Below are 19,116 nucleotides of genomic sequence, written 5' to 3'. Positions count from 1 at the left end.
TGCAAAATAAATGATTAAAGGGAGCAGATGAAAATGAAATTGGATATTATAGGTGATATACACGGCTGCTTCACGGAGTTTAAAAAGCTAACAGAGCTGCTCGGCTATGATTGGGAAGAAGGTATTCCCATACATAAACAAGGGAGAAAACTCGCCTTTGTTGGCGATTTAACGGACAGAGGACCACAATCACTAAAAGTAATTGAAATTATTTATGAACTGACTGTAACTAGGAAGGAAGCGTATTATGTCCCCGGCAATCACTGCAACAAACTGTATCGCTTCTTTAAAGGCAACAAAGTTCAAATTACTCATGGTCTTGAAACCACTGTAGCTGAATACGAGTCGCTCCCTAAAGGAGAACAGCAAGAAATTAAACAAAAATTTATTGAGCTTTATGAAAAAGCACCCCTCTATCAGCAATTAGATAAAGGACGATTAGTCATTGCCCATGCTGGGATTCGTGGGGATTATATAGGAAAATTTAATTCAAAGGTAAAAACATTTGTCCTATACGGAGATATAACCGGAGAAAAACATCCTGACGGTTCTCCCGTACGGCTTGATTGGGCAATGCACTATCGAGGCAAGCCCTGTATTGTTTATGGGCATACACCGGTAAGAGCTGTTAGAGTGCTCCATAACACCTATAATATCGATACAGGTGCAGTTTTTGGTGGAAAGCTGTCGGCATTACGATATCCTGAAAAAGAAATCGTGTCTGTGCCTTCTTCCTTACCTTTCGTTGCCGAAAAGTTTAAAGAGTTATAAGATGAAGCAAAGCGACCCGCCATCCGTTCAGTGGTGAGTCGCTTTTCAATTTTTAGGTTATGTTAAACTTCCTGTTGATTTCCGCTCCAGGCGCTCGCGCACCTTAGGGCAGTCCGGGAGCCTCCTCGGCGCTTTTGCGCCTCCGGGGTCTCCCAAGACTTGCTTTTCCCGCAGGAGTCTCGCGCCTTCCGCTCCAATCAACAAGTGCGCAAAATAACACAGCCTATTCTTTTAACAAACAACGCATATCCTCAGGCAACGGTGCTTTGAAGTGACATTCTCGCCGTAAAAACGGGTGAAGGAACGACACTTCCCGACAATGTAACGCCTGCCTGGAAATCAGGTCAATCGGACCACCATATAGATCATCACCAAGAAGCGGGTGACCAAGGTAGGAAAGATGAACTCTTATTTGATGAGTTCTCCCTGTCTCCAGCTGTAGCTCAACATGAGTGAAAATCCTGCCACGGTGCAATACCTTATAATTTGTACAGGCATATTGACCGTCAGGATGAACCTCACGCTCAATAATGCTGTCCTTTTTTCTGGCGATCGGTTGTTTAATGGTTCCAGTATCATTGGCTATGTTTCCTGACGCAAACGCTTCATACGTTCGTTTCACTCCACCCTTTTGTTGTTGTTGACTTAGGAGGTGGTGAACGTGACGATGCTTAGCAATTAACACAAGGCCTGATGTATCTCGATCAAGCCGCGTGACAATATGTGCCGTGGCTGCAACACCTATTGATTGATAATAGCCTATTAAAGCATTGGCCAGGCTACCGGTTGGGTGCTCCCGTGATGGAATCGTACTCATTTCGGCAGGTTTATTCACAACCATTACATACGAATCTTCATAAAGAATCGACAATGGAATTTCTTCTGCCACGATCCCTTCACTCGGTTCTTCTTTAGGAAAAATAACCTTCAATATGTCGCCGCTATCCAAACGATAGCGCACATTTACTTTTTCTCCATTTATTAATATGTTGCCGCCTTTAAACTTAATATCGGTTAATGCAGTCTTGGAAATTTCATGTTCTTTTAAAAAATCCTTAATCAGCATTCCAGCCTGTTCAGCAGTAATTTCCCAGCTGATGGAAAACCTTTGTCCCATGGAGTATCTATCCTTCTATGTATATTAGTCTTCTGATACAAATGAATCATGGACCCTTTTCCAGAACGGGAAAGGTCTGAATCTAGCAAAGCGGATTTTTTCATCAGCAACCCGATATTGAATGGATTTAACGTCCTTATGCAATAAGGTTAAATGATCAATGGTAATTTGAAAATCAGGCTCATTTACCGGTTTTAATCTACATGTATGATGATCCGGTAATATAAGTGGAGAGCCTATCGTACGAAAGACTCGGTTATTAATGGATGCCATTTCGGTTAGCTGCAGGGCATGAATGGAAGGGTGCAAAATAGCCCCTCCTAAAGCCTTATTATAGGCCGTACTTCCTGATGGGGTTGACACGCATAATCCATCCCCACGAAACCGTTCAAAATGCTGTCCACGTATTTCAACGTCCATAACAAGTGTTCCTTCGACACTCTTTACAGTGGATTCATTTAATGCAAGGTAACGTGTTTCTCTTCCTCCGTGCTGATATCTAATGATCGTTTCAAGCAACGGATATTCAACGATTTGGTAAGGTGTCCGTGCAATCGCAATAACCAACTTTTCAATTTCTTCTGGCACCCAATCTGCATAGAAACCTAAATGACCGGTATGAATCCCAACAAAGGAGGTTTTATCCAGTCGACTGCTGTATCGATGAAAGGCATAGAGAAGCGTTCCATCACCGCCGATGGAAACAACAATATCGGGTTGATCTTCGTCATAGACTAAATCAAAGTCCTGTAAATAAGTCCGCATTTTATGCTTTAAAGTATCCGATCGAGAATCCCCTTTTGAAGTAATTGCAAATTTCATTTTAAACCCCTCATTTTTTTTACTTTGACTGGCTATCTATTTACTGCCTTTTCCCTCTTGTTGGGTTTCTTTTTTTAATGTAAAAAAGGCTTGTGCTTCCTGAATTTCTCCTCTGATTAACGACATCTCCTCATCAAGCCGAAAAGCTGCCTCTGATGCTCTTTGGAGCCGTATTTGAATATCCTTAGGAAATTGCCCTTTATATTTGTAGTTTAAGGAATGTTCAATCGTTGCCCAAAAGTTCATGGCTAATGTCCTAATTTGGATTTCCACTAAAATTTTTTTCTCTCCGGAAATGGTTTGGACCGGATAACGGATGACCACATGGTAGGAGCGATACCCGCTTGCTTTTTTATGAGAAATATAATTTCTTTCTTCAACAATTTCAAAGTCATTTCTGGTTCGTAAAAGTTCTACCACTCTTTTTATATCATCTACAAATTGGCACATCATTCTTAAACCGGCAATATCTTGCATTTCCGTTTCCAATTTGTCTAAAGGTATTCCTTTTTGATTTGCTTTATCTAATATACTAGCAATCGGTTTAACCCGACCTGTAACAAACTCAATTGGTGAATGAGTAGTATTAAGTTCAAATTCCCCTCTCATTCCCCTTAGCTTCACTTTCAATTCTTCAACCGCTTGCTTGTATGGAGCTAAAAAGTGGTCCCAATGTTCCAACAAATCTCACCTCGTCCGAATTCAACCTTCCCCTAAACACTTACACAGGCATTTAATTCATATTTTATCACATTTATTCCTTGATTCCCAAAATTGAATCCGTGCGGAAAGAAGGCGATAATAGAAAAGACAGAAAGTTGAAAGGAAGATTGCCTTGTCTCAGCAAATCGAAATCGAATTTAAAAACCTATTAACCAAAGAAGAGTATGACTGTTTAAAAGAATTTTTTAAGATTGATGATGAGCAAATCAAAAAACAAATCAATCATTATTTTGATACCCCTATATTTAACTTAAAAGAGGTCCATTCTGCCCTGCGCATCCGCGAAAAAGGAAATCAGTGGGAGATGACTTTAAAGCAGCCAGCAGAAGTTGGACTGTTGGAGACTAATCAACTTCTTACGCTGAATGAGAAGGATGCTATGTTAAACCATGGCACCATTCCAAATGGACCAGTAAAAACCCTGCTTGCTTCGGCTGGTATCCCTTATCAAGACATCGAATACTTCGGATCGTTAACAACCTACCGAATAGAATTTGAATATGAAGGTGGGCTACTTGTTTTAGATCATAGTTTTTATCTTAATTTAGAAGATTATGAAATAGAGTATGAGGTAAGTGATCCTGACAGTGGCCAACAACTATTCCACAAATTATTAAATAGTTTACAAATCCCGACTAGAAAAACCGAGAATAAAGTACAGCGCTTTTATCGTCAAAAGTACTTGCAAGGTTGATCGAATTTGGCCCCAAAAGAGCTCGACCATTATTTTCTATTCTAAAATATAGCTTCAAACTGGAAACTAATTTGCTTTTTGTGTAAATTATAATAGGTGTGTTAAATGCTAAAGTCATTTGTAAAAGCAATTTGTTTGAGATATAAAATAAGCGTTGCTAAAATATAAAGTGAAACTTCCTCAGTGGGGGTTTTCGTTACCCGTTAATGTGGGATACACACAACAAATTAGTAAAGGAGCACTACTATTATGGTTGATAAATTGCCCACACCATTTGAGGCCATTGGTGAAAAAAAGTTACATCAATTGATCGATTCTTTTTATCGCCGGGTTAAAAACCATCCAGAACTTTCACCGATTTTTCCAAATGACCTATCAGAAACGTCAAGAAAACAAAAGCAGTTTCAAACCCAATATTTAGGTGGTCCTTCCCTTTATACCGATGAGCACGGCCATCCGATGATGCGTGCCCGTCATTTACCCTTTGAAATCACTCCTACGAGAGCGAAAGCATGGCTTTCTTGCATGTCTGAGGCCATGGATGAAGTTGGATTAGAAGGTTCAATCCGCCAGGAGTATTATTCTAGACTCGTTTTAACTGCACAACATATGATTAATACGCCTGATTCTGACAGTATGAAAGGTGAGAAACTGTGAACGAACATGGTCCATTCCATAAAAATTACGGTTCTTCTCCCTTCAGCTTAAACGGCGAGAAGAAACCTATCGAGATCTATATGTTTGTGGATCCTCTTAGTCCCGAGTGTTGGGCGCTTGAGCCTATTACAAAAAAACTGCAAATTGAATATGGGAGATATTTCTCGATAAAGCATATTTTAAGCGGTCGCATCGGTTCCTTAAATCATGGAAAAAAGAAAAAGTATCAAACAATAGCTGAGCTTTGGGAAAAAACAGCTAGTCGGTCTGGTATGTCTTGTGATGGAAGTCTTTGGCTTGAAAATCCAATTTCTTCTCCTTATTTGACCTCCATTGCCATAAAAGCTGCCGAACTGCAAGGAAGAAAATCCGGGATCCGTTTTTTTCGTAAAATCCAAGAAGCTTTGTTTATCAAAAAACAAAATGTATCCAATTTCGAGGTTCTGATCGAATGTGCCAAAAGCGTCCATTTAGATGTGGACGAGTTTGTTAACGACATTCACTCTGATATTGCTTCAAAGGCATTCCAATGTGATCTAAAGATTACCTCAGAAATGGAAGTTAATGAAATTCCTACACTTGTTTTCTTTAATGAAAATATTGAAGAGGAAGGCATTAAAATTACTGGCTATTACCCATATGATATTTATGTTCAAATTCTGGAGGAAATGCTCCAGCAAAAACCGATTCCAGCAGCCCCCCCATCTTTAGAAAGCTTCTTAAAGTATTTTAAATTGGTCGCCGCAACAGAAATTGCAGTCGTTTATAATATGACAATGAGTGAAGTAAACCGGGAAATGAAAAAACTACAGCTGAAGCAAAAAGCAGAGCAAGTTCCTGCAAAATACGGAATCTTTTGGAGAGCGGTTGAAGAATAAGATACGGATGTTGAACTGATTTCAGAACAAAAGAAAAAAACCTTACAGTCTTGGGCTGCAAGGTTTTTTCTGTTATTTTACGAACAAAGGGGATGGGAGAAATTTTTCACGGTCAAACAAAGGGGTATATGTTTGTTTGTGATCAACTTCACGGTTAAAATATATCACGGAATTAACACTATCTGCAATAAAAGAAGGGGTCATTTCACAAGATTGTCAAAATGGATGCATATTTTCGACACATATGAATAGTATCAAAGTAATATACAATAAAAAACGGAAGTGGGATGAATGAAAATTGTCATGATCACGATTATGCTAATCTTGATTGTTGTCACATTTATTTATAATCTTTTTGGATTATTGGGTCTTGTCCCGCTGTATGTAAGTTCACCATTGTTGTTTTTAGCTTTGTTTATACTGCTTTTCTATATCAACAATCGTAAGAAATTCAAAGGATTTTAAAGGATGAGCAGATTATATTAAGCTGCTCATCCTTTTATTTTTAGCGCTTTAACAATAATTTTTCCATTTCCATTAGCTTTTGTTCAAAAGCTTTACATGCATCAGCAATCGGCTTTTTGCTTGTCATATCCACTCCTGCTTTTTTCAACACCTCAATCGGATAATCCGAACTTCCTGATTTTAAGAAATCCAGATAACGCGTAACTGCTGGTTCACCTTCTTCAAGGATTTGTTTTGAAAGTGCAGTTGCGGCACTGAAACCGGTAGCATATTGATATACATAATAATTGTAGTAAAAATGTGGGATTCTTGCCCACTCTAGACCAATTTCTTCATCAATGACAATATTTTCTTCACCAAAATATTTTTTATTTAATTGATAATATTCCTTAGTTAACAAATCTGGTGTAAGCGGCTCATTATTTTGAGCTTTTTGATGAATTAAATGCTCAAACTCTGCAAACATGGTTTGCCGGAAAACGGTTCCTCGGAAGCCCTCTAAATAATGATTTAATAAATAAAGTCGCTTCTCTTCATCTTCTGTTGTTTTAATAAGATATTCATTTAATAGCGCTTCATTGCAGGTTGATGCAACCTCCGCAACAAAAATGGAATAGCTTCCGTACGGGTAAGGTTGAGATTTTCGAGTGTAATAGCTATGAACAGAATGTCCAAATTCATGAGCTAGTGTAAATAAATTATTTACATTGTCCTGCCAATTCATTAAGATATATGGATTTGTCCCATATGAACCTGAAGAATAAGCACCGCTGCGCTTTCCTTTATTTTCATGGACATCAACCCACCGATTTTCGAACCCTTCTTTTAAAACATTCAAATAGTCTTCCCCTAACGGAGCCAATCCCTTAAGGATTAAATCCTTTGCCTGATCATAGCTGATCTCCATCTTTACATTTTTCACAAGCGGAGTATAAAGATCGTACATATGCAATTCATCTAAGCCTAAAGCTTCCTTGCGAAGTTTAATATAGCGATGAAGCAAAGGTAAATATTCATGGATTGTTTCGACTAGGTTTTCATATACAGACTCTGGAATATTATTGGCTGACAATGCGGCATGTCGGGCCGACTCATACTTGCGAACTCTTGCACTAAAATTATCCTTTTTAACCGTTCCGGCCAGTGTACTTGCAAACGTATTTTGAAATTTCCCATACGTACCGTATACCGCTTTAAATGCATCTTCACGGACACGGCGGTCCTGGCTTTCTAAAAAACGAATATAGCGTCCATGAGTAATTTCTACTTCTCCGCCATTTTCATCCTTAATACTTGGAAACTCTAAGTCCGCATTATTAAGGATTCCGAAAGTTGTGCTTGATGAATTTAACACCTCTCCCGCTTCCGCTAACAATGCTTCCTGCTCGGCAGAAAGTACATGCGGGCGCTGCAGATTAATTTCATCTAATGCATGCTCATAAAGTTTAAGCTCTTGTTTCTCATTTAAGAAACCCTTAACCTTATTTTCATCAATCGATAAAAGTTCAGGCACGATAAAAGCCAGAGCACTTCCCGCCTGAGAATATAAATTTTTAATCCGATCATCAAGACCTTGATAAAAGGAATTGGTTGTATCTTGATCATAGCGCATATGAGCATACGTATATAACTTACTTAGTCGCTCTAATATTTGATCCTGTAAAGACAATGCATTATATAAAGTATCAGCACTTGTATTTAGTTTACCAACATATTCTTTGATTCCAGGAATTAAATTCTTTACCTCCTGAAATTCTTTTTCCCACACATCGTCTGAAGAAAAGATGTCCTCAAGCTTCCATGTGTCTTCTTTAGCAATATCCTGCCGTGCTGGAAGTCCTTTTGTTTTGACCTCTTGTTCCATCTAAAACCCTCCATTCACTTTTGTTTGTCGGAATGAACCTATTGTTTGTATTCTATTTCCTGTCTTTATTTCCTTCAAAATAAGCAAAAATACTCCTGTTTATTGTATGTTTTTTCTGTTTAAATCATTAACTTATCGAAAGAATTGAATAGAAGATTTGTTTTTTTGATAAAAAGACAGCTCCATTCGCTCCTGCTCAACCATGTTTCTTGCGGACTTTAGCTCATAATTAAAGGTAAAATCCGTCGCACTTATCTTTGTTAAATAACCGCATGCAGTGAGGAGTTTTAAATATTCCTGAACAGCCAAAGAAGCATCCCCGTTCAGCATTGCAAGCTCTCGCAAGGAAATTTGCTTTTTCCATACTCTTTTTTGGAATGCTTGGTTAATCGTATTGAGGGAAATAGCTTCGTCCTGGCTCCGGTTTTTAAAACAATCAAGATAAAGATACCCCTGCCAGACTGCAGGAGGTGTTCGAATAAATATACTATTGGAAACAGGTAGTCCTATTTCTGGAGGTAGAAGTGCAAAATGGAGTCGATTGAGATAAAGCTCTTTAAGAAAGGGATCACGGAAAGATTGAGGTTTTTGCGAGTAAAACTGTTTGAAGGTTTTCATTTCCTTTTGCCACGTACTAAGGGGAGAAAAACCATGATTATGTGGACTAATAAATTCAGGTACGTTTAGATTATTTAGAGGTTTTATACTGATGGAGGCCATTGCGTTGCGAATACTGATTGGAAAAATTTGTCTTAAAAATATCATTTGATTTGCATTTGGGCAATAAAATGTAAGACTCGATTGATTGTTTGTACTCGTTATCGTTAAATACTGAAAGTCAGAAAGCGAAACGACCCCATTTCCTTTCCGAGTGAAAAAATGACCACCTAAAATCCATATTGGAAAATATTGATGCTGCAAATAATTCCTCGTCCGCTTTATGAAGCTTTCATCGGGGATCGTTGAGCATTGGTATTCGACTGCATACCTTATGTTTTGAAAAGTGAATCGGATATCCGGCCTTTGTTTTATCACCTCATCATAAGCCTCCAATTCCGGCTGAAAGCCTTGTTCTTTCAACCATAAATACAATTGTTGTTTCCCTAATAGATGATAAGCTGATTCTCGTTCATATTGTTCAGAACAGCTGCTGGATTTATAGTGAGCAAAATGCGAAACTTTTTTTGAACCAATTTTTAATATCACACCTTCCTTACATCTGGGACAATAAAATTTTTCTTTTTCTCTTAAATGGAGTAACGATTGCCGATTTTGATGATCCGCTAAACAAATTAAACTGCCGTCACTGTTTAATGCAGTTAACATTTACCTCCCTCCTTTCTAACGAAACAGTTCGACAATTCCTAGCAAAAAACCTTTTTCATTTTTACAAAAAATAGACTTTGTTAAATGGGGCTGTTGATTTCCGCTACAGGTGCTCGCGCACCTTAGGGGGAGTCCGGGAGCCTCCTCGGCGCAAGCGCCTGTGGGGTCTCCCGTGACACCTTCTCCCGCAGGACGTTGAATTATCATCATTGAATGAACACCGCACGATAAAATGCCTAAGCATTTTAGAGGAGTCTCGCACCTTCCGCTCCAATCAACAGAATGCTCAAAATCAACATTGTTTTTGAGCACAGAAAAAAACCGATTCCATGGGAAATCGGTTTTTTTATGAAAAGTGCTCTCTTAGTGTTTGAAAAACATTCTCTCCAATTACAAGGCGGCCATATTCCTCAACCCGATGGATTGTAAGGGAGGATTCGTGAGCATATTCAAGCAGAATACTTAATTTATCATCAATTTCCTCTTCTTCAAACTGATCTTCTGGAAATTCAACAAATAAATAGTATCTATTTTCAAATGCATAAAGCTTTGTTTTTAAATCATCAATCCCAGGTCTTTTAGACAAGGCGATGCAATCCTCAAAATCAGCAAAAGTTAATAAAAACTCTAAGTTATCTTCAAAGGGTTCATCACTTTCCTGATCATTACGGGGATTAAAATGGTGATCAAGAAGGTCTTCAATTCGATCATCAACCGGGAGATCCTTTAATTTTTCATCCGGAACAGGCAATTCAAATTTTTGTCCGTCTTTTGATAACTGAGCTCTCGTCACCAAAACTTCCAAACCTTTTTCTAAAGCCTGAACTTGAATCCACAAAGGTCCTTCGACACTGAATTCTTCTTCCTGATGGACTTCATCCATCATTTCCCAGAAGAGTTCTTCACTCCGCTCTCGGTTGTACCAAATTTCTTCGCGATCAAAGCCTCTTTCTTCTATATCACCATAAGAAATATAAAACTTAACGGTATTCTCATTAATACGTTCAATTTCCATCATCCAACTCTCCCTTCTGATAAAGGAATGAAGGGAATAAATACCCCCATATATAACGATTATGCACCCTTCTCTCCTTTTTTAAAAAGGCTGATACCAAATCGTTGCTAATTTGAACATAATAATTTGACCTTGTACTTACTATTTTATGCTAAAAACAATAATTAGGGAAATAAAAACTAAGGGTTTCGAAAAACCATTATTAGCCTATAAACCTAAGTATTCCTTATATATTAACAAAAAATGAAGTCAATCACAATTTTGAAATCTTTCCATTCTTAAAGATGACAAAAGAGGCTAACTAAGTCAGCCTCTTTACATTAATTTACAAGACGTTGTGCTTCACGTAACTGGAAAGTTCGAACCTTTCTAGGAAGGAAGCGACGTATTTCATCTTCATTATAACCAACTTGAAGACGCTTTTCGTCGATAATAATCGGACGGCGCAACAAGCCAGGATTTTCTTTAATTAATTCAAATAAATCTTGAAGCGGCATCGTTTCAACATTTACATTTAACTTTTGAAAAGTTTTCGATCTAGTTGAAATAATTTCGTCTGTCCCATCTTCGGTCATTCTCAAGATTTCTTTTATCTCATCGATTGACAAAGGCTCTGAAAAAATATTTCTTTCCCGGTATGGGATTTCATGTTCTTCTAACCATGCTTTCGCTTTTCTACATGAAGTACAACTTGGTGAAGTGTATAATGTAACCATACAAATTCACACTCCCTTTACTCGACATTTATTAATAATGGTAAGTTTTGATAATTTATATCGAATCCCAGATAAAAATTAATTTAAATAAGAAATGTATATTCAAATTATACAACATTAAGATTCAAATTGATACCCCTTTTTAAAATTTCATATATTAGTGTATGTAATACACCCAATGATACTATTTAACGTATTAAACTCGAAAAAGTTTCATTTTTTTTAAAGTTTTTTTCTAAATCAATTGACTTTTATCACAGACGAAATGGATTGTAAGCGTTATGATTCATTTACATTTCCATATTTATTATAATTTTTTTTGCTCATCTGCTCACTTATAATACAAAAATCAACCAATTTATTCTCAATTAGACAAAAACATTGAAAAAGAAAACTATATTATTCAAAATTTTTAATAATAAGTATTTCTTTCTTCCTTTCTAAACCTACTTATTTTACAATAACAGTAAAGGGGTTATGAAAACTTCGGGTTTTACCAGAAGACATGAACAATGGAGGTTTATCATGGTAGATTACATAATTGATTTCACGGTTGTCTCATTACTGATCATCGGAATTACGGCTTTCATGGGAGCATTGACGAACGGAATTGGGAATAAATTAGCGAGCAGCAAGCACCGCACTGAATTCGTTGACCAATCAGCTAAGGTACAAGTTGGCTGGAAGCAAGTCGGCGGGAAGAAAAAATAAATTACGAAGCAGATGTTCGGTAAAAAATTAACACCACTCGTTGGCTTGTAAGCGTGACAAGCATTGAACCTATATAATAGAAAAAACGATCTCAAATATTGAGATCGTTTTTTTACTCTTTATAGTTCGTTTTGTATTCAGCAAATTCCTTTTCAGAACAATAAACGAAATGACCAGTCCGTACTTCTCTCATTTCAATTTTTTCGTTTTCCCCATAATGATGGGTACTTGGATCGTATGAATGACGGCGGCGCGAACGCTCTGTCTCTGGGTCCGGTATCGGTATTGCTGACAGAAGTGATTGCGTATATGGGTGAAGAGGATTTTTGTAGAGTTCCTCTGCAGGTGCTAACTCTACTAATTTCCCAAAATACATTACCCCAATCCGATCACTTATATATTTAACCATTGATAGGTCATGTGCGATAAACAAATAAGTTAATCCCTTATCACGCTGCAGCTTTTTCATTAAGTTTACCACTTGAGCCTGAATGGACACGTCCAATGCAGAAATAGGCTCATCGGCAATAATAAATTCCGGTTCCACCGCTAATGCTCTGGCAATACCAATCCGCTGTCTTTGCCCACCGGAAAATTCATGCGGATAGCGGTTAGCATGCTCTTTATTTAATCCAACCGTCTCAAGAAGTTCGTATACTCTTTCCATCCGTTCCTGTTTGGTTTTCACCAAACCATGAATATCAATACCTTCAGCGATAATATCAGCTACTGTCATCCGAGGATTTAAAGAGGCATAAGGATCCTGAAAGATCATTTGCATTTTTCGATTAAAGATTTTCAAGTCTTTTGCCGATTTTTTGCCATGAACGTCTACACCGTCAAATAAAACCTGGCCGTCTGTTGCATTATAAAGGCGAATAATCGAACGCCCCGTGGTCGATTTCCCACAACCTGATTCTCCAACTAAGCCCAGCGTTTCCCCTTTATAAATATCAAAAGTAACATCATCCACTGCTTTCACTTGATTGGGTCTGCCGATATTAAAATATTGCTTTAAATTTTTAATTTCTAATAGTTTTTCAGCCATCCTATTTACCCTCCTTTACCATGATTGGTTTATCAAAATTGGAGGACATTTTGCGTATCCGATTTTTTACTGATTCTGGCGGTTCAACCATAGGTGCATCCGGATGTAGTAACCATGTTTTTGCAAAATGTGTTTCAGAGATTTGGAACATTGGTGGTTCCTCTTCAAAATCAATGGCCAATGCAAATGGATTTCTTGCTGCAAATGCATCTCCCTTTGGCGGATTCGTTAAATCGGGAGGAGTTCCTGGAATAGCAGCTAATTCAGCCTTATCATTATTATCTAAGCTAGGCATTGAAGCTAGTAATCCCCATGTATAAGGATGGCGTGGATCATAAAAAATTTCGTCCACTGTGCCCATTTCAACAATTTTCCCCGCATACATAACCGCTACACGATCTGCGACATTGGCAACAACACCGAGGTCATGGGTAATAAAGATAATGGAAGTATCCATTTTATTTTGTAAATCTTTCATTAGATCCAGAATTTGCGCTTGAATTGTAACGTCCAGTGCCGTTGTTGGTTCATCTGCAATTAATAGTTTTGGATTTGCAGCAAGTGCAATCGCAATCATCGCTCTTTGTCTCATCCCGCCGGAAAACTCATGCGGATACTGATTTACCCGTTTTTCTGGCATTGGAATTCCTACTAATTGAAGAAGCTCAACAGCCCGTTCCTTTGCAGAACTTGTGGACATTTTTTGGTGTTTGATCAGGACCTCCATGATTTGACGGCCAACCTTCATCGTTGGATTTAGAGATGTCATCGGATCTTGGAAAATCATACTGATTTCTTTACCACGGATTTTTTCCATTTCTTTCTCTGACTTTGGTACGATATCATTCCCATTAAACAGGATTTGTCCGTTTTTTATTTTTCCGGGCGGCATTGGGATCAGTTTCATGATGGATTGAGTCATCACAGATTTCCCTGAACCTGACTCACCAACAATAGCAAGCGTCTCACCCTTATAAAGATCAAAACTTACATTGCTGACAGCCTTTACCTCTCCTCCATATGTTTGGAATGAGATTGATAGATCTTTTACTTCAAGAATTTTTTCCATATTCTCACTCCCCTATTTGCGTAATCTCGGATCAAGTGCATCACGTAGTCCATCTCCAATTACATTAAATGCAAAGATGGTTAATGAAATAAATGTTGCTGGGAAGAATAAGCGCCAAGGATAATACTTGAGTGCTGGTAAAGCATCAGAAGCCATTGTTCCCCAGCTTGCAAGCGGAGGAGTTAACCCTAAGCCCAAATAACTTAAGAAAGCTTCTGTAAAAATAGCAGAAGGAACGGTCAAAGTCATGGTAACCAAAATTGGGCCCATCGTATTTGGAATTAAATGACGGCTCATAATTCGCGGCAAACTTGCCCCAAGTGTTCTGGCAGCCAGTACATATTCTTGCTCCTTTAACGACAAGACTTGTCCACGAACAATCCTCGCCATATTAATCCATCCAGTAATCGTCATCGCTAAAATCATTGTTCCTAAGCTTTGACCAAGCACAACCATTAATAAAATAACGAGTAGCAAATACGGTACACCGTAAAGAATATCAGCAATCCGCATCATAAATTCGTCTATTCTTCCACCTTTGTAGCCGGAAAAACCTCCCCAAAAGACACCAATTGTAAAATCAACTAATGCTGCAGCTACACCAATAAAAAGGGAAATCCGCGCGCCTTCCCATACCCGAGTAAACACGTCACGGCCCAAATCGTCTGTTCCAAACCAATGGTCAGCTGAAGGGGGTTTATTTGTATTCGTAAGATCATTTGTTGCATAATCATAACCTGTCATATATGGTCCAAAGATTGCCATAAAAACTAGAATAATCAACAAGACTACTCCAAGCATGGCAAGCTTGTTCTTTCGAAAACGGATCGTTACGTCTTTCCAAAATGAAAGGCTAGGTTTTGAAATCTTCTCAATATCAGAATCGGTATTTCCTACAATCTGAAATTTCTCTTTTGAGATTTGTGACATATCCTTACTCTCCTTTCTTTCTGCCTGCTAGTTTAATACGAGGATCGATGAATCCATACGCAATGTCGACAAGGAGAATAGACAAAAGTAATATAATACTATAAAAAACAGTCACTCCCATGATCACTGTATAATCACGGTTGGCAATACTTAAGACAAAGTGTGAACCTAAGCCGGGAATACCAAAGATTTTTTCAATAACAAAGCTCCCTGTAATGATTCCCGCAGATAAAGGGCCCATGTATGAAACAACTGGAAGCATCGCATTTCGGATTGTATGTTTGATCGTAATAACGCCTTGGCTTAACCCTTTTGCTTTTGCTGTTTTAATATAATCATTACTTAACACTTCAAGCATACTAGACCTCGTTAATCTGGCAATGAACGCCATTGGTGAGGATGCCAATGCTAGTGCCGGCAAAATAGAATGCATAAATGTTTCCCAACGCGCTACCGGAAAAATACCTAATTTAATTGCTAGAAAATATTGCAGAATCGTTGCCATTATAAAGGACGGCACAGAGATTCCCATTACCGCAATAATCATTGCACCATAGTCTTGCCATTTATTATGTTTTAGTGCAGCAATAACACCTAATAAAATCCCAAAAGCTACTGCAATTAAAATAGCCTCTACACCAAGCGTTAAAGAGACAGGAAAACCATCACTAATAAGATCATTAACAGATCGAGCCTTATATTTAAAGGATGGACCAAAATCCCACTGGACAACCTTTAATAAGTACTCACCATACTGAACATACCAAGGTTGATCTAAACCATAATGTGCATTAAGATTGGCTTGGATATCAGGAGGTAATTGTTTTTCTGAAGTAAACGGGTTTCCTGGTGCTAATCTCATTAAGAAAAACGTTGCTGTAACGATTAAGTAAAGCGATATCAACATGTACAGCAAACGTCTGCTAATGTATTTTAACAATATCCCACACCTCCATTTTATTGAATCGTTTCATTCAGAAACGAAGGTATATGGGTACGCACCCATATACCTTTGTCCTGAATAAATAAATATTTAGGGCAATTATTCGAAATAAGCCCACTTCAATTGAATATCTCCGAGACCTGAAACAACTGCTCCTTTAAGATTGTCCGCTTGTACCCAAACATTCGTATAGAAGTAGATTGGTGCAACAGGCATTTCATCGATAAAGATTTCTTCAGCATCTTTTAACATTTTTTCACGCTTCTTAGGATCTTTCTCTTTTTGAGAATCGTTTAGAAGTTGCTTGAACTCTGCATTTTCCCATTTTGTATCGTTGTTACCACCGTCTTTGTCACGGTATAACTCTAAGAAGTTGATTGGGTCGTTGAAGTCACCTAACCAGCCCATACGACCTACTTGATAATCACCAGCGTGAAGCTTTTCAATATATACAGCCCATTCTGTATTATCAAGAGTTACATTTACACCAAGCTCTTTCTTCCACATGTCTTGAATGGCTTGGGCAATTTTTTGGTGTGCTTCGTTTGTGTTATAAGAGATGGTAATCGCCGGTAATTCAGAGGCATCCTTTAATCCAAGCTCTTCTAGCCCTTTTTGTAAAAATTCTTTTGCTTTTTTCACATCATTATCTTTAAAGTAACCTTTTTCGTTCTCTGGGAACATTGTAGGAGGAACCGCTGCCATCGCAGGAATTTGTCCACCTTGAGTAATGTTATCAACAATAGCTTGGCGGTTAATAGCATAAGCTAATGCTTTACGGATATTTTTATTATTTAATGGTGGCTTTTCAGTTTGGAACTTATACCAGTAAGTACCAGCAAATGGTTCAATATTTAAATTCCCTTGATCTTTTAATGCTGGTAACGCATCAGTAGGAAGAGTTCCGAATGGAGAACCTGCCCAATCTAATTCGCCGTTATCAAACATAGAAAGTTCTGTATTTGCATCATTAATCATGCTCACTTCAACAGTTTCAAGCTTTACAGTTTTTGCATCCCAATAGTTTTCGTTCTTTTCAAGTTTAATGCTGTCATTATGTTTCCACTCAACCATTTTGAATGGTCCATTGGAAGTATATAGATCGCCTGCATCTGTAAACCATTTAGGATTTGCTGTAGCAATTTTACTGTTTACTGGGAAATAAGTATAGAACGCAGTTAACTCTAAGAAGTAAGGAGTTGGGTTCTCTAATGTTACTTCTAAAGTTTTTTCGTCTACTACTTTAATGCCAAGTGTGTCAGCTGATGCACCGCCAGTGTTAACGGCTTCTGCACCTTTAATGTAGTAAAGTTGGTAAGCATATTGTGACTCATTCGCTGGATCTAATGCCCATTTCCAAGCATAGGCAAAGTCTTCAGCCGTTACAGGGTCGCCATTTGACCATTTTGAATCACGGAGTTTAAAAGTATAAGTTGTTAAATCATCAGATGTTGTGATTTTTTCCGCCATTGCAGGCTGTGGCTTTCCTTTTCCATCAATACGAGTTAAACCTTCAAAAGTTTGGTGTAAAATATTTCCGGATGTACTATCGTTCGCTAAACCAGGGTTTAATGAGAAAGGCTCAGATGCAACGTTAACTCGTAAATTTTGTGGAACATCTTTTTTAGCGTCACCTGAATCCTTCTTGTCACCAGCATCATCTTTGCCGCCACATGCAGCAAGGAACATGCTGAGAACTAGCAGCATACTAAAAAATACAGAAAATCTTTTCTTCACACTTTAACCCCCTACTTTTTATTCAAACGGCACCTCGCGCATCCCTTCCTCTGTAAACAACTGTACGCCTCAGGTATATTTATATAATAATCTGTCAATTTTAGTTAAAAAAGAGACAATAAAAAATAAGTTTATAAACTTTGTGAAGAGATTTCCGTAGACGCTAGATTTAGATCCCCGACCTACTCTGCAAACTTCTTTTGTTATAAACTCATTTCTTAAAATATCCTTAGGAATATACGGTTTTGAAGAATATGTAACACGCTAGGCATGTACCCATTTGTTAGGTTTATTATAAATATTATAAAAAATGTTTGCAAGTATGATTTATGTTAGTCGTCTAACCTCTTATTCAAAAACCGAAAAATTTTAAAGAAAAAACGCTCTAATTCGACATGGATAATTATTATTTTAATAACATTTTTCGAGGATTTTCTCTGTTTTTCCACTTAATTTTTATGTGGTAGAAATTTTCTATTACTTCTGTTGATTTTTTGAAAATATTGTTATAATTTTGTATGATAAGGATTGAATAGTCGGCTGGGAAAACGGACCAATCGTCCCTATTCAAATGGGATGATTGGTTTTTTACTTTATAAAGGAGGAGTGACTTCATGAAAACTATTTTTTCTGGAATTCAGCCAAGCGGCACGATCACCCTTGGTAACTATATTGGAGCGATGAAGCAGTTCGTTGAGCTTCAAAATGAGTATCAATGTTACTTCTGTATTGTGGATCAACACGCCATTACTGTTCCACAAGATAGATTAGAATTAAGAAAGAACATTCGTAGCTTAGCTGCATTATATATTGCATGCGGGATTGATCCCGAGAAAGCAACCCTGTTTATCCAATCAGAGGTTCCAGCACATGCGCAGGCTGGATGGATGATGCAATGTATCTCCTATATTGGCGAATTGGAAAGAATGACACAATTTAAAGATAAGTCTGCTGGAAAAGATGCCGTATCTGCTGCATTGCTCACCTACCCGCCATTAATGGTTGCCGATATTTTACTTTATAGCACAGATCTTGTCCCTGTAGGTGAAGACCAGAAGCAGCATATCGAATTAACGAGGGATTTAGCAGAACGGTTCAACAATAAATACAATGACATTTTTAAGATCCCAGAAATTCGCCTGCCACAAGTTGGCGCTCGAATTATGTCACTGCAAGAACCAAACAAAAAAATGAGTAAATCTGATCCAAACACAAAAGCAACAATCACCCTTCTTGACGATCCAAAACAGATTGAAAAGAAAATTAAAAGTGCTGTTACCGATTCTGAAGGGATTGTAAAATACGATAAAGAAAATAAGCCTGGTATTTCCAATCTATTGTCGGTTTATTCTATTTTCACCGGACGTTCCATTTCGGACATTGAACAAGAATATGTGGGCAAAGGCTATGGTGATTTCAAAGGTGATTTAGCACAGGTTGTCATTCGCGAGCTGGAACCGATTCAGAAAAAGTACCATGAGTTGATGGAATCATCTGAGCTTGATGAAATCCTTGACCAAGGTGCACAGAAAGCAAATGCGGTAGCTAATAAAATGCTTAAGAAAATGGAAAATGCGATGGGACTTGGGCGTAAAAGAAAATAGTAACAGAAAAAATTAAGGAGCTGCAT

Annotated in this window: 19 protein-coding genes; 7 read left to right on the top strand and 12 right to left on the bottom strand. The window is 37.8% G+C overall.

The window, feature by feature from the left end; genetic code table 11:
- The first annotated feature begins 33 nt into the window (after positions 1–33).
- Entirely contained in the window at positions 34–771 is a 738-nt protein-coding gene (prpE, locus tag ACI48O_RS03485; RefSeq protein WP_435560317.1) for a bis(5'-nucleosyl)-tetraphosphatase PrpE, read from the top strand.
- A gap of 223 nt (positions 772–994) precedes the next feature.
- Here prpE and ACI48O_RS03480 read toward each other — a convergent pair whose 3' ends face one another.
- From ACI48O_RS03480 to yjbM, 3 genes are read right to left on the bottom strand one after another with little or no spacing between them, the layout of a single operon-like run.
- Positions 995–1,888, bottom strand: a complete 894-nt coding sequence (locus ACI48O_RS03480; RefSeq protein WP_435560316.1) for an RluA family pseudouridine synthase — start codon at positions 1,886–1,888, stop codon at positions 995–997.
- A gap of 24 nt (positions 1,889–1,912) precedes the next feature.
- A complete protein-coding gene (locus ACI48O_RS03475) occupies positions 1,913–2,710 on the bottom strand; it encodes an NAD kinase (protein ID WP_435560315.1) in 798 nt (265 codons plus the stop codon).
- 36 nt (positions 2,711–2,746) lie between these two features.
- Positions 2,747–3,391, bottom strand: coding sequence for a GTP diphosphokinase (gene yjbM, locus ACI48O_RS03470; RefSeq protein WP_435560415.1), 645 nt, complete (start codon positions 3,389–3,391; stop codon positions 2,747–2,749).
- Positions 3,392–3,545: 154 nt separating this feature from the next.
- Here yjbM and ACI48O_RS03465 point away from each other — a divergent pair, with 154 nt between their 5' ends.
- From ACI48O_RS03465 to ACI48O_RS03450, 4 genes are all read left to right on the top strand, one after another.
- Complete coding sequence (locus ACI48O_RS03465) at positions 3,546–4,127, top strand: CYTH domain-containing protein (RefSeq protein WP_435560314.1); 582 nt, start codon at positions 3,546–3,548, stop codon at positions 4,125–4,127.
- Between the two features lie 249 nt (positions 4,128–4,376).
- A complete protein-coding gene (locus ACI48O_RS03460; protein WP_435560313.1) occupies positions 4,377–4,784 on the top strand; it encodes a globin domain-containing protein in 408 nt (135 codons plus the stop codon).
- Positions 4,781–5,662, top strand: coding sequence for a ClpXP adapter SpxH family protein (locus ACI48O_RS03455; protein ID WP_435560312.1), 882 nt, complete (start codon positions 4,781–4,783; stop codon positions 5,660–5,662). Before ACI48O_RS03460 ends, ACI48O_RS03455 begins: the two co-directional genes overlap by 4 nt.
- Before the next feature lie 291 nt (positions 5,663–5,953).
- A complete protein-coding gene (locus ACI48O_RS03450) occupies positions 5,954–6,127 on the top strand; it encodes a hypothetical protein (protein WP_435560311.1) in 174 nt (57 codons plus the stop codon).
- A gap of 40 nt (positions 6,128–6,167) precedes the next feature.
- Here the strand turns inward: ACI48O_RS03450 and pepF are convergent, their stop codons facing one another.
- The 4 genes from pepF to spxA all read right to left on the bottom strand — a co-directional run bounded on the left by pepF (position 6,168) and on the right by spxA (position 11,048).
- Positions 6,168–7,991: an oligoendopeptidase F gene (gene pepF / locus ACI48O_RS03445; protein ID WP_435560310.1), complete on the bottom strand. Its 1,824-nt coding sequence runs from the start codon at positions 7,989–7,991 to the stop codon at positions 6,168–6,170.
- Between the two features lie 132 nt (positions 7,992–8,123).
- Positions 8,124–9,317 carry a competence protein CoiA gene (locus ACI48O_RS03440; protein ID WP_435560309.1) on the bottom strand — a complete coding sequence of 398 codons (1,194 nt, stop codon included), beginning with the start codon at positions 9,315–9,317 and terminating at the stop codon, positions 8,124–8,126.
- A 346-nt stretch (positions 9,318–9,663) separates the two neighbouring features.
- The gene (gene mecA, locus ACI48O_RS03435; RefSeq protein ID WP_435560414.1) at positions 9,664–10,332 is read right to left on the bottom strand and encodes an adaptor protein MecA; all 669 of its coding nucleotides are present in this window, start codon (positions 10,330–10,332) and stop codon (positions 9,664–9,666) included.
- A 320-nt stretch (positions 10,333–10,652) separates the two neighbouring features.
- Entirely contained in the window at positions 10,653–11,048 is a 396-nt protein-coding gene (gene spxA, locus ACI48O_RS03430) for a transcriptional regulator SpxA (RefSeq protein ID WP_435560308.1), read from the bottom strand.
- Between the two features lie 525 nt (positions 11,049–11,573).
- Here spxA and ACI48O_RS03425 point away from each other — a divergent pair.
- Entirely contained in the window at positions 11,574–11,759 is a 186-nt protein-coding gene (locus ACI48O_RS03425) for a hypothetical protein (protein ID WP_435560307.1), read from the top strand.
- Between the two features lie 112 nt (positions 11,760–11,871).
- On the opposite strand, the gene ACI48O_RS03420 is transcribed toward ACI48O_RS03425, so the two are convergent.
- From ACI48O_RS03420 to ACI48O_RS03400, 5 genes are all read right to left on the bottom strand, one after another.
- Positions 11,872–12,807: an ABC transporter ATP-binding protein gene (locus tag ACI48O_RS03420; protein WP_435560306.1), complete on the bottom strand. Its 936-nt coding sequence runs from the start codon at positions 12,805–12,807 to the stop codon at positions 11,872–11,874.
- A gap of 1 nt (position 12,808) precedes the next feature.
- The gene (locus ACI48O_RS03415; protein ID WP_435560305.1) at positions 12,809–13,876 is read right to left on the bottom strand and encodes an ABC transporter ATP-binding protein; all 1,068 of its coding nucleotides are present in this window, start codon (positions 13,874–13,876) and stop codon (positions 12,809–12,811) included.
- Positions 13,877–13,888: 12 nt separating this feature from the next.
- A complete protein-coding gene (locus ACI48O_RS03410; protein ID WP_435560304.1) occupies positions 13,889–14,806 on the bottom strand; it encodes an ABC transporter permease in 918 nt (305 codons plus the stop codon).
- Between the two features lie 4 nt (positions 14,807–14,810).
- Positions 14,811–15,746: an ABC transporter permease gene (locus ACI48O_RS03405; protein WP_435560303.1), complete on the bottom strand. Its 936-nt coding sequence runs from the start codon at positions 15,744–15,746 to the stop codon at positions 14,811–14,813.
- A gap of 102 nt (positions 15,747–15,848) precedes the next feature.
- Positions 15,849–17,486 carry a peptide ABC transporter substrate-binding protein gene (locus ACI48O_RS03400; protein WP_435560302.1) on the bottom strand — a complete coding sequence of 546 codons (1,638 nt, stop codon included), beginning with the start codon at positions 17,484–17,486 and terminating at the stop codon, positions 15,849–15,851.
- 614 nt (positions 17,487–18,100) lie between these two features.
- Between ACI48O_RS03400 and trpS the strand changes: the two genes are divergently transcribed.
- Complete coding sequence (gene trpS / locus ACI48O_RS03395; protein WP_435560301.1) at positions 18,101–19,090, top strand: tryptophan--tRNA ligase; 990 nt, start codon at positions 18,101–18,103, stop codon at positions 19,088–19,090.
- Positions 19,091–19,116 lie beyond the last annotated feature (26 nt).

The organism is Neobacillus terrisolis (assembly GCF_051233475.1).
Taxonomy (GTDB): Bacteria; Bacillota; Bacilli; order Bacillales; family Cytobacillaceae; genus Bacillus_BU.
This window is presented reverse-complemented; position numbering and strand designations above follow the sequence as displayed.

Bases quoted from the DNA above. Each gene is read 5' to 3' on its own strand.
- prpE (WP_435560317.1), top strand. From the start codon at position 34: ATGAAATTGGATATTATAGGTGATATACACGGCTGCTTCACGGAGTTT.
- ACI48O_RS03480 (WP_435560316.1), bottom strand. From the start codon at position 1,888: ATGGGACAAAGGTTTTCCATCAGCTGGGAAATTACTGCTGAACAGGCT.
- ACI48O_RS03475 (WP_435560315.1), bottom strand. From the start codon at position 2,710: ATGAAATTTGCAATTACTTCAAAAGGGGATTCTCGATCGGATACTTTA.
- ACI48O_RS03460 (WP_435560313.1), top strand. From the start codon at position 4,377: ATGGTTGATAAATTGCCCACACCATTTGAGGCCATTGGTGAAAAAAAG.
- ACI48O_RS03450 (WP_435560311.1), top strand. From the start codon at position 5,954: ATGAAAATTGTCATGATCACGATTATGCTAATCTTGATTGTTGTCACA.
- pepF (WP_435560310.1), bottom strand. From the start codon at position 7,991: ATGGAACAAGAGGTCAAAACAAAAGGACTTCCAGCACGGCAGGATATT.
- ACI48O_RS03440 (WP_435560309.1), bottom strand. From the start codon at position 9,317: ATGTTAACTGCATTAAACAGTGACGGCAGTTTAATTTGTTTAGCGGAT.
- mecA (WP_435560414.1), bottom strand. From the start codon at position 10,332: ATGGAAATTGAACGTATTAATGAGAATACCGTTAAGTTTTATATTTCT.
- spxA (WP_435560308.1), bottom strand. From the start codon at position 11,048: ATGGTTACATTATACACTTCACCAAGTTGTACTTCATGTAGAAAAGCG.
- ACI48O_RS03425 (WP_435560307.1), top strand. From the start codon at position 11,574: ATGGTAGATTACATAATTGATTTCACGGTTGTCTCATTACTGATCATC.
- ACI48O_RS03420 (WP_435560306.1), bottom strand. From the start codon at position 12,807: ATGGCTGAAAAACTATTAGAAATTAAAAATTTAAAGCAATATTTTAAT.
- ACI48O_RS03415 (WP_435560305.1), bottom strand. From the start codon at position 13,876: ATGGAAAAAATTCTTGAAGTAAAAGATCTATCAATCTCATTCCAAACA.
- ACI48O_RS03410 (WP_435560304.1), bottom strand. From the start codon at position 14,806: ATGTCACAAATCTCAAAAGAGAAATTTCAGATTGTAGGAAATACCGAT.
- trpS (WP_435560301.1), top strand. From the start codon at position 18,101: ATGAAAACTATTTTTTCTGGAATTCAGCCAAGCGGCACGATCACCCTT.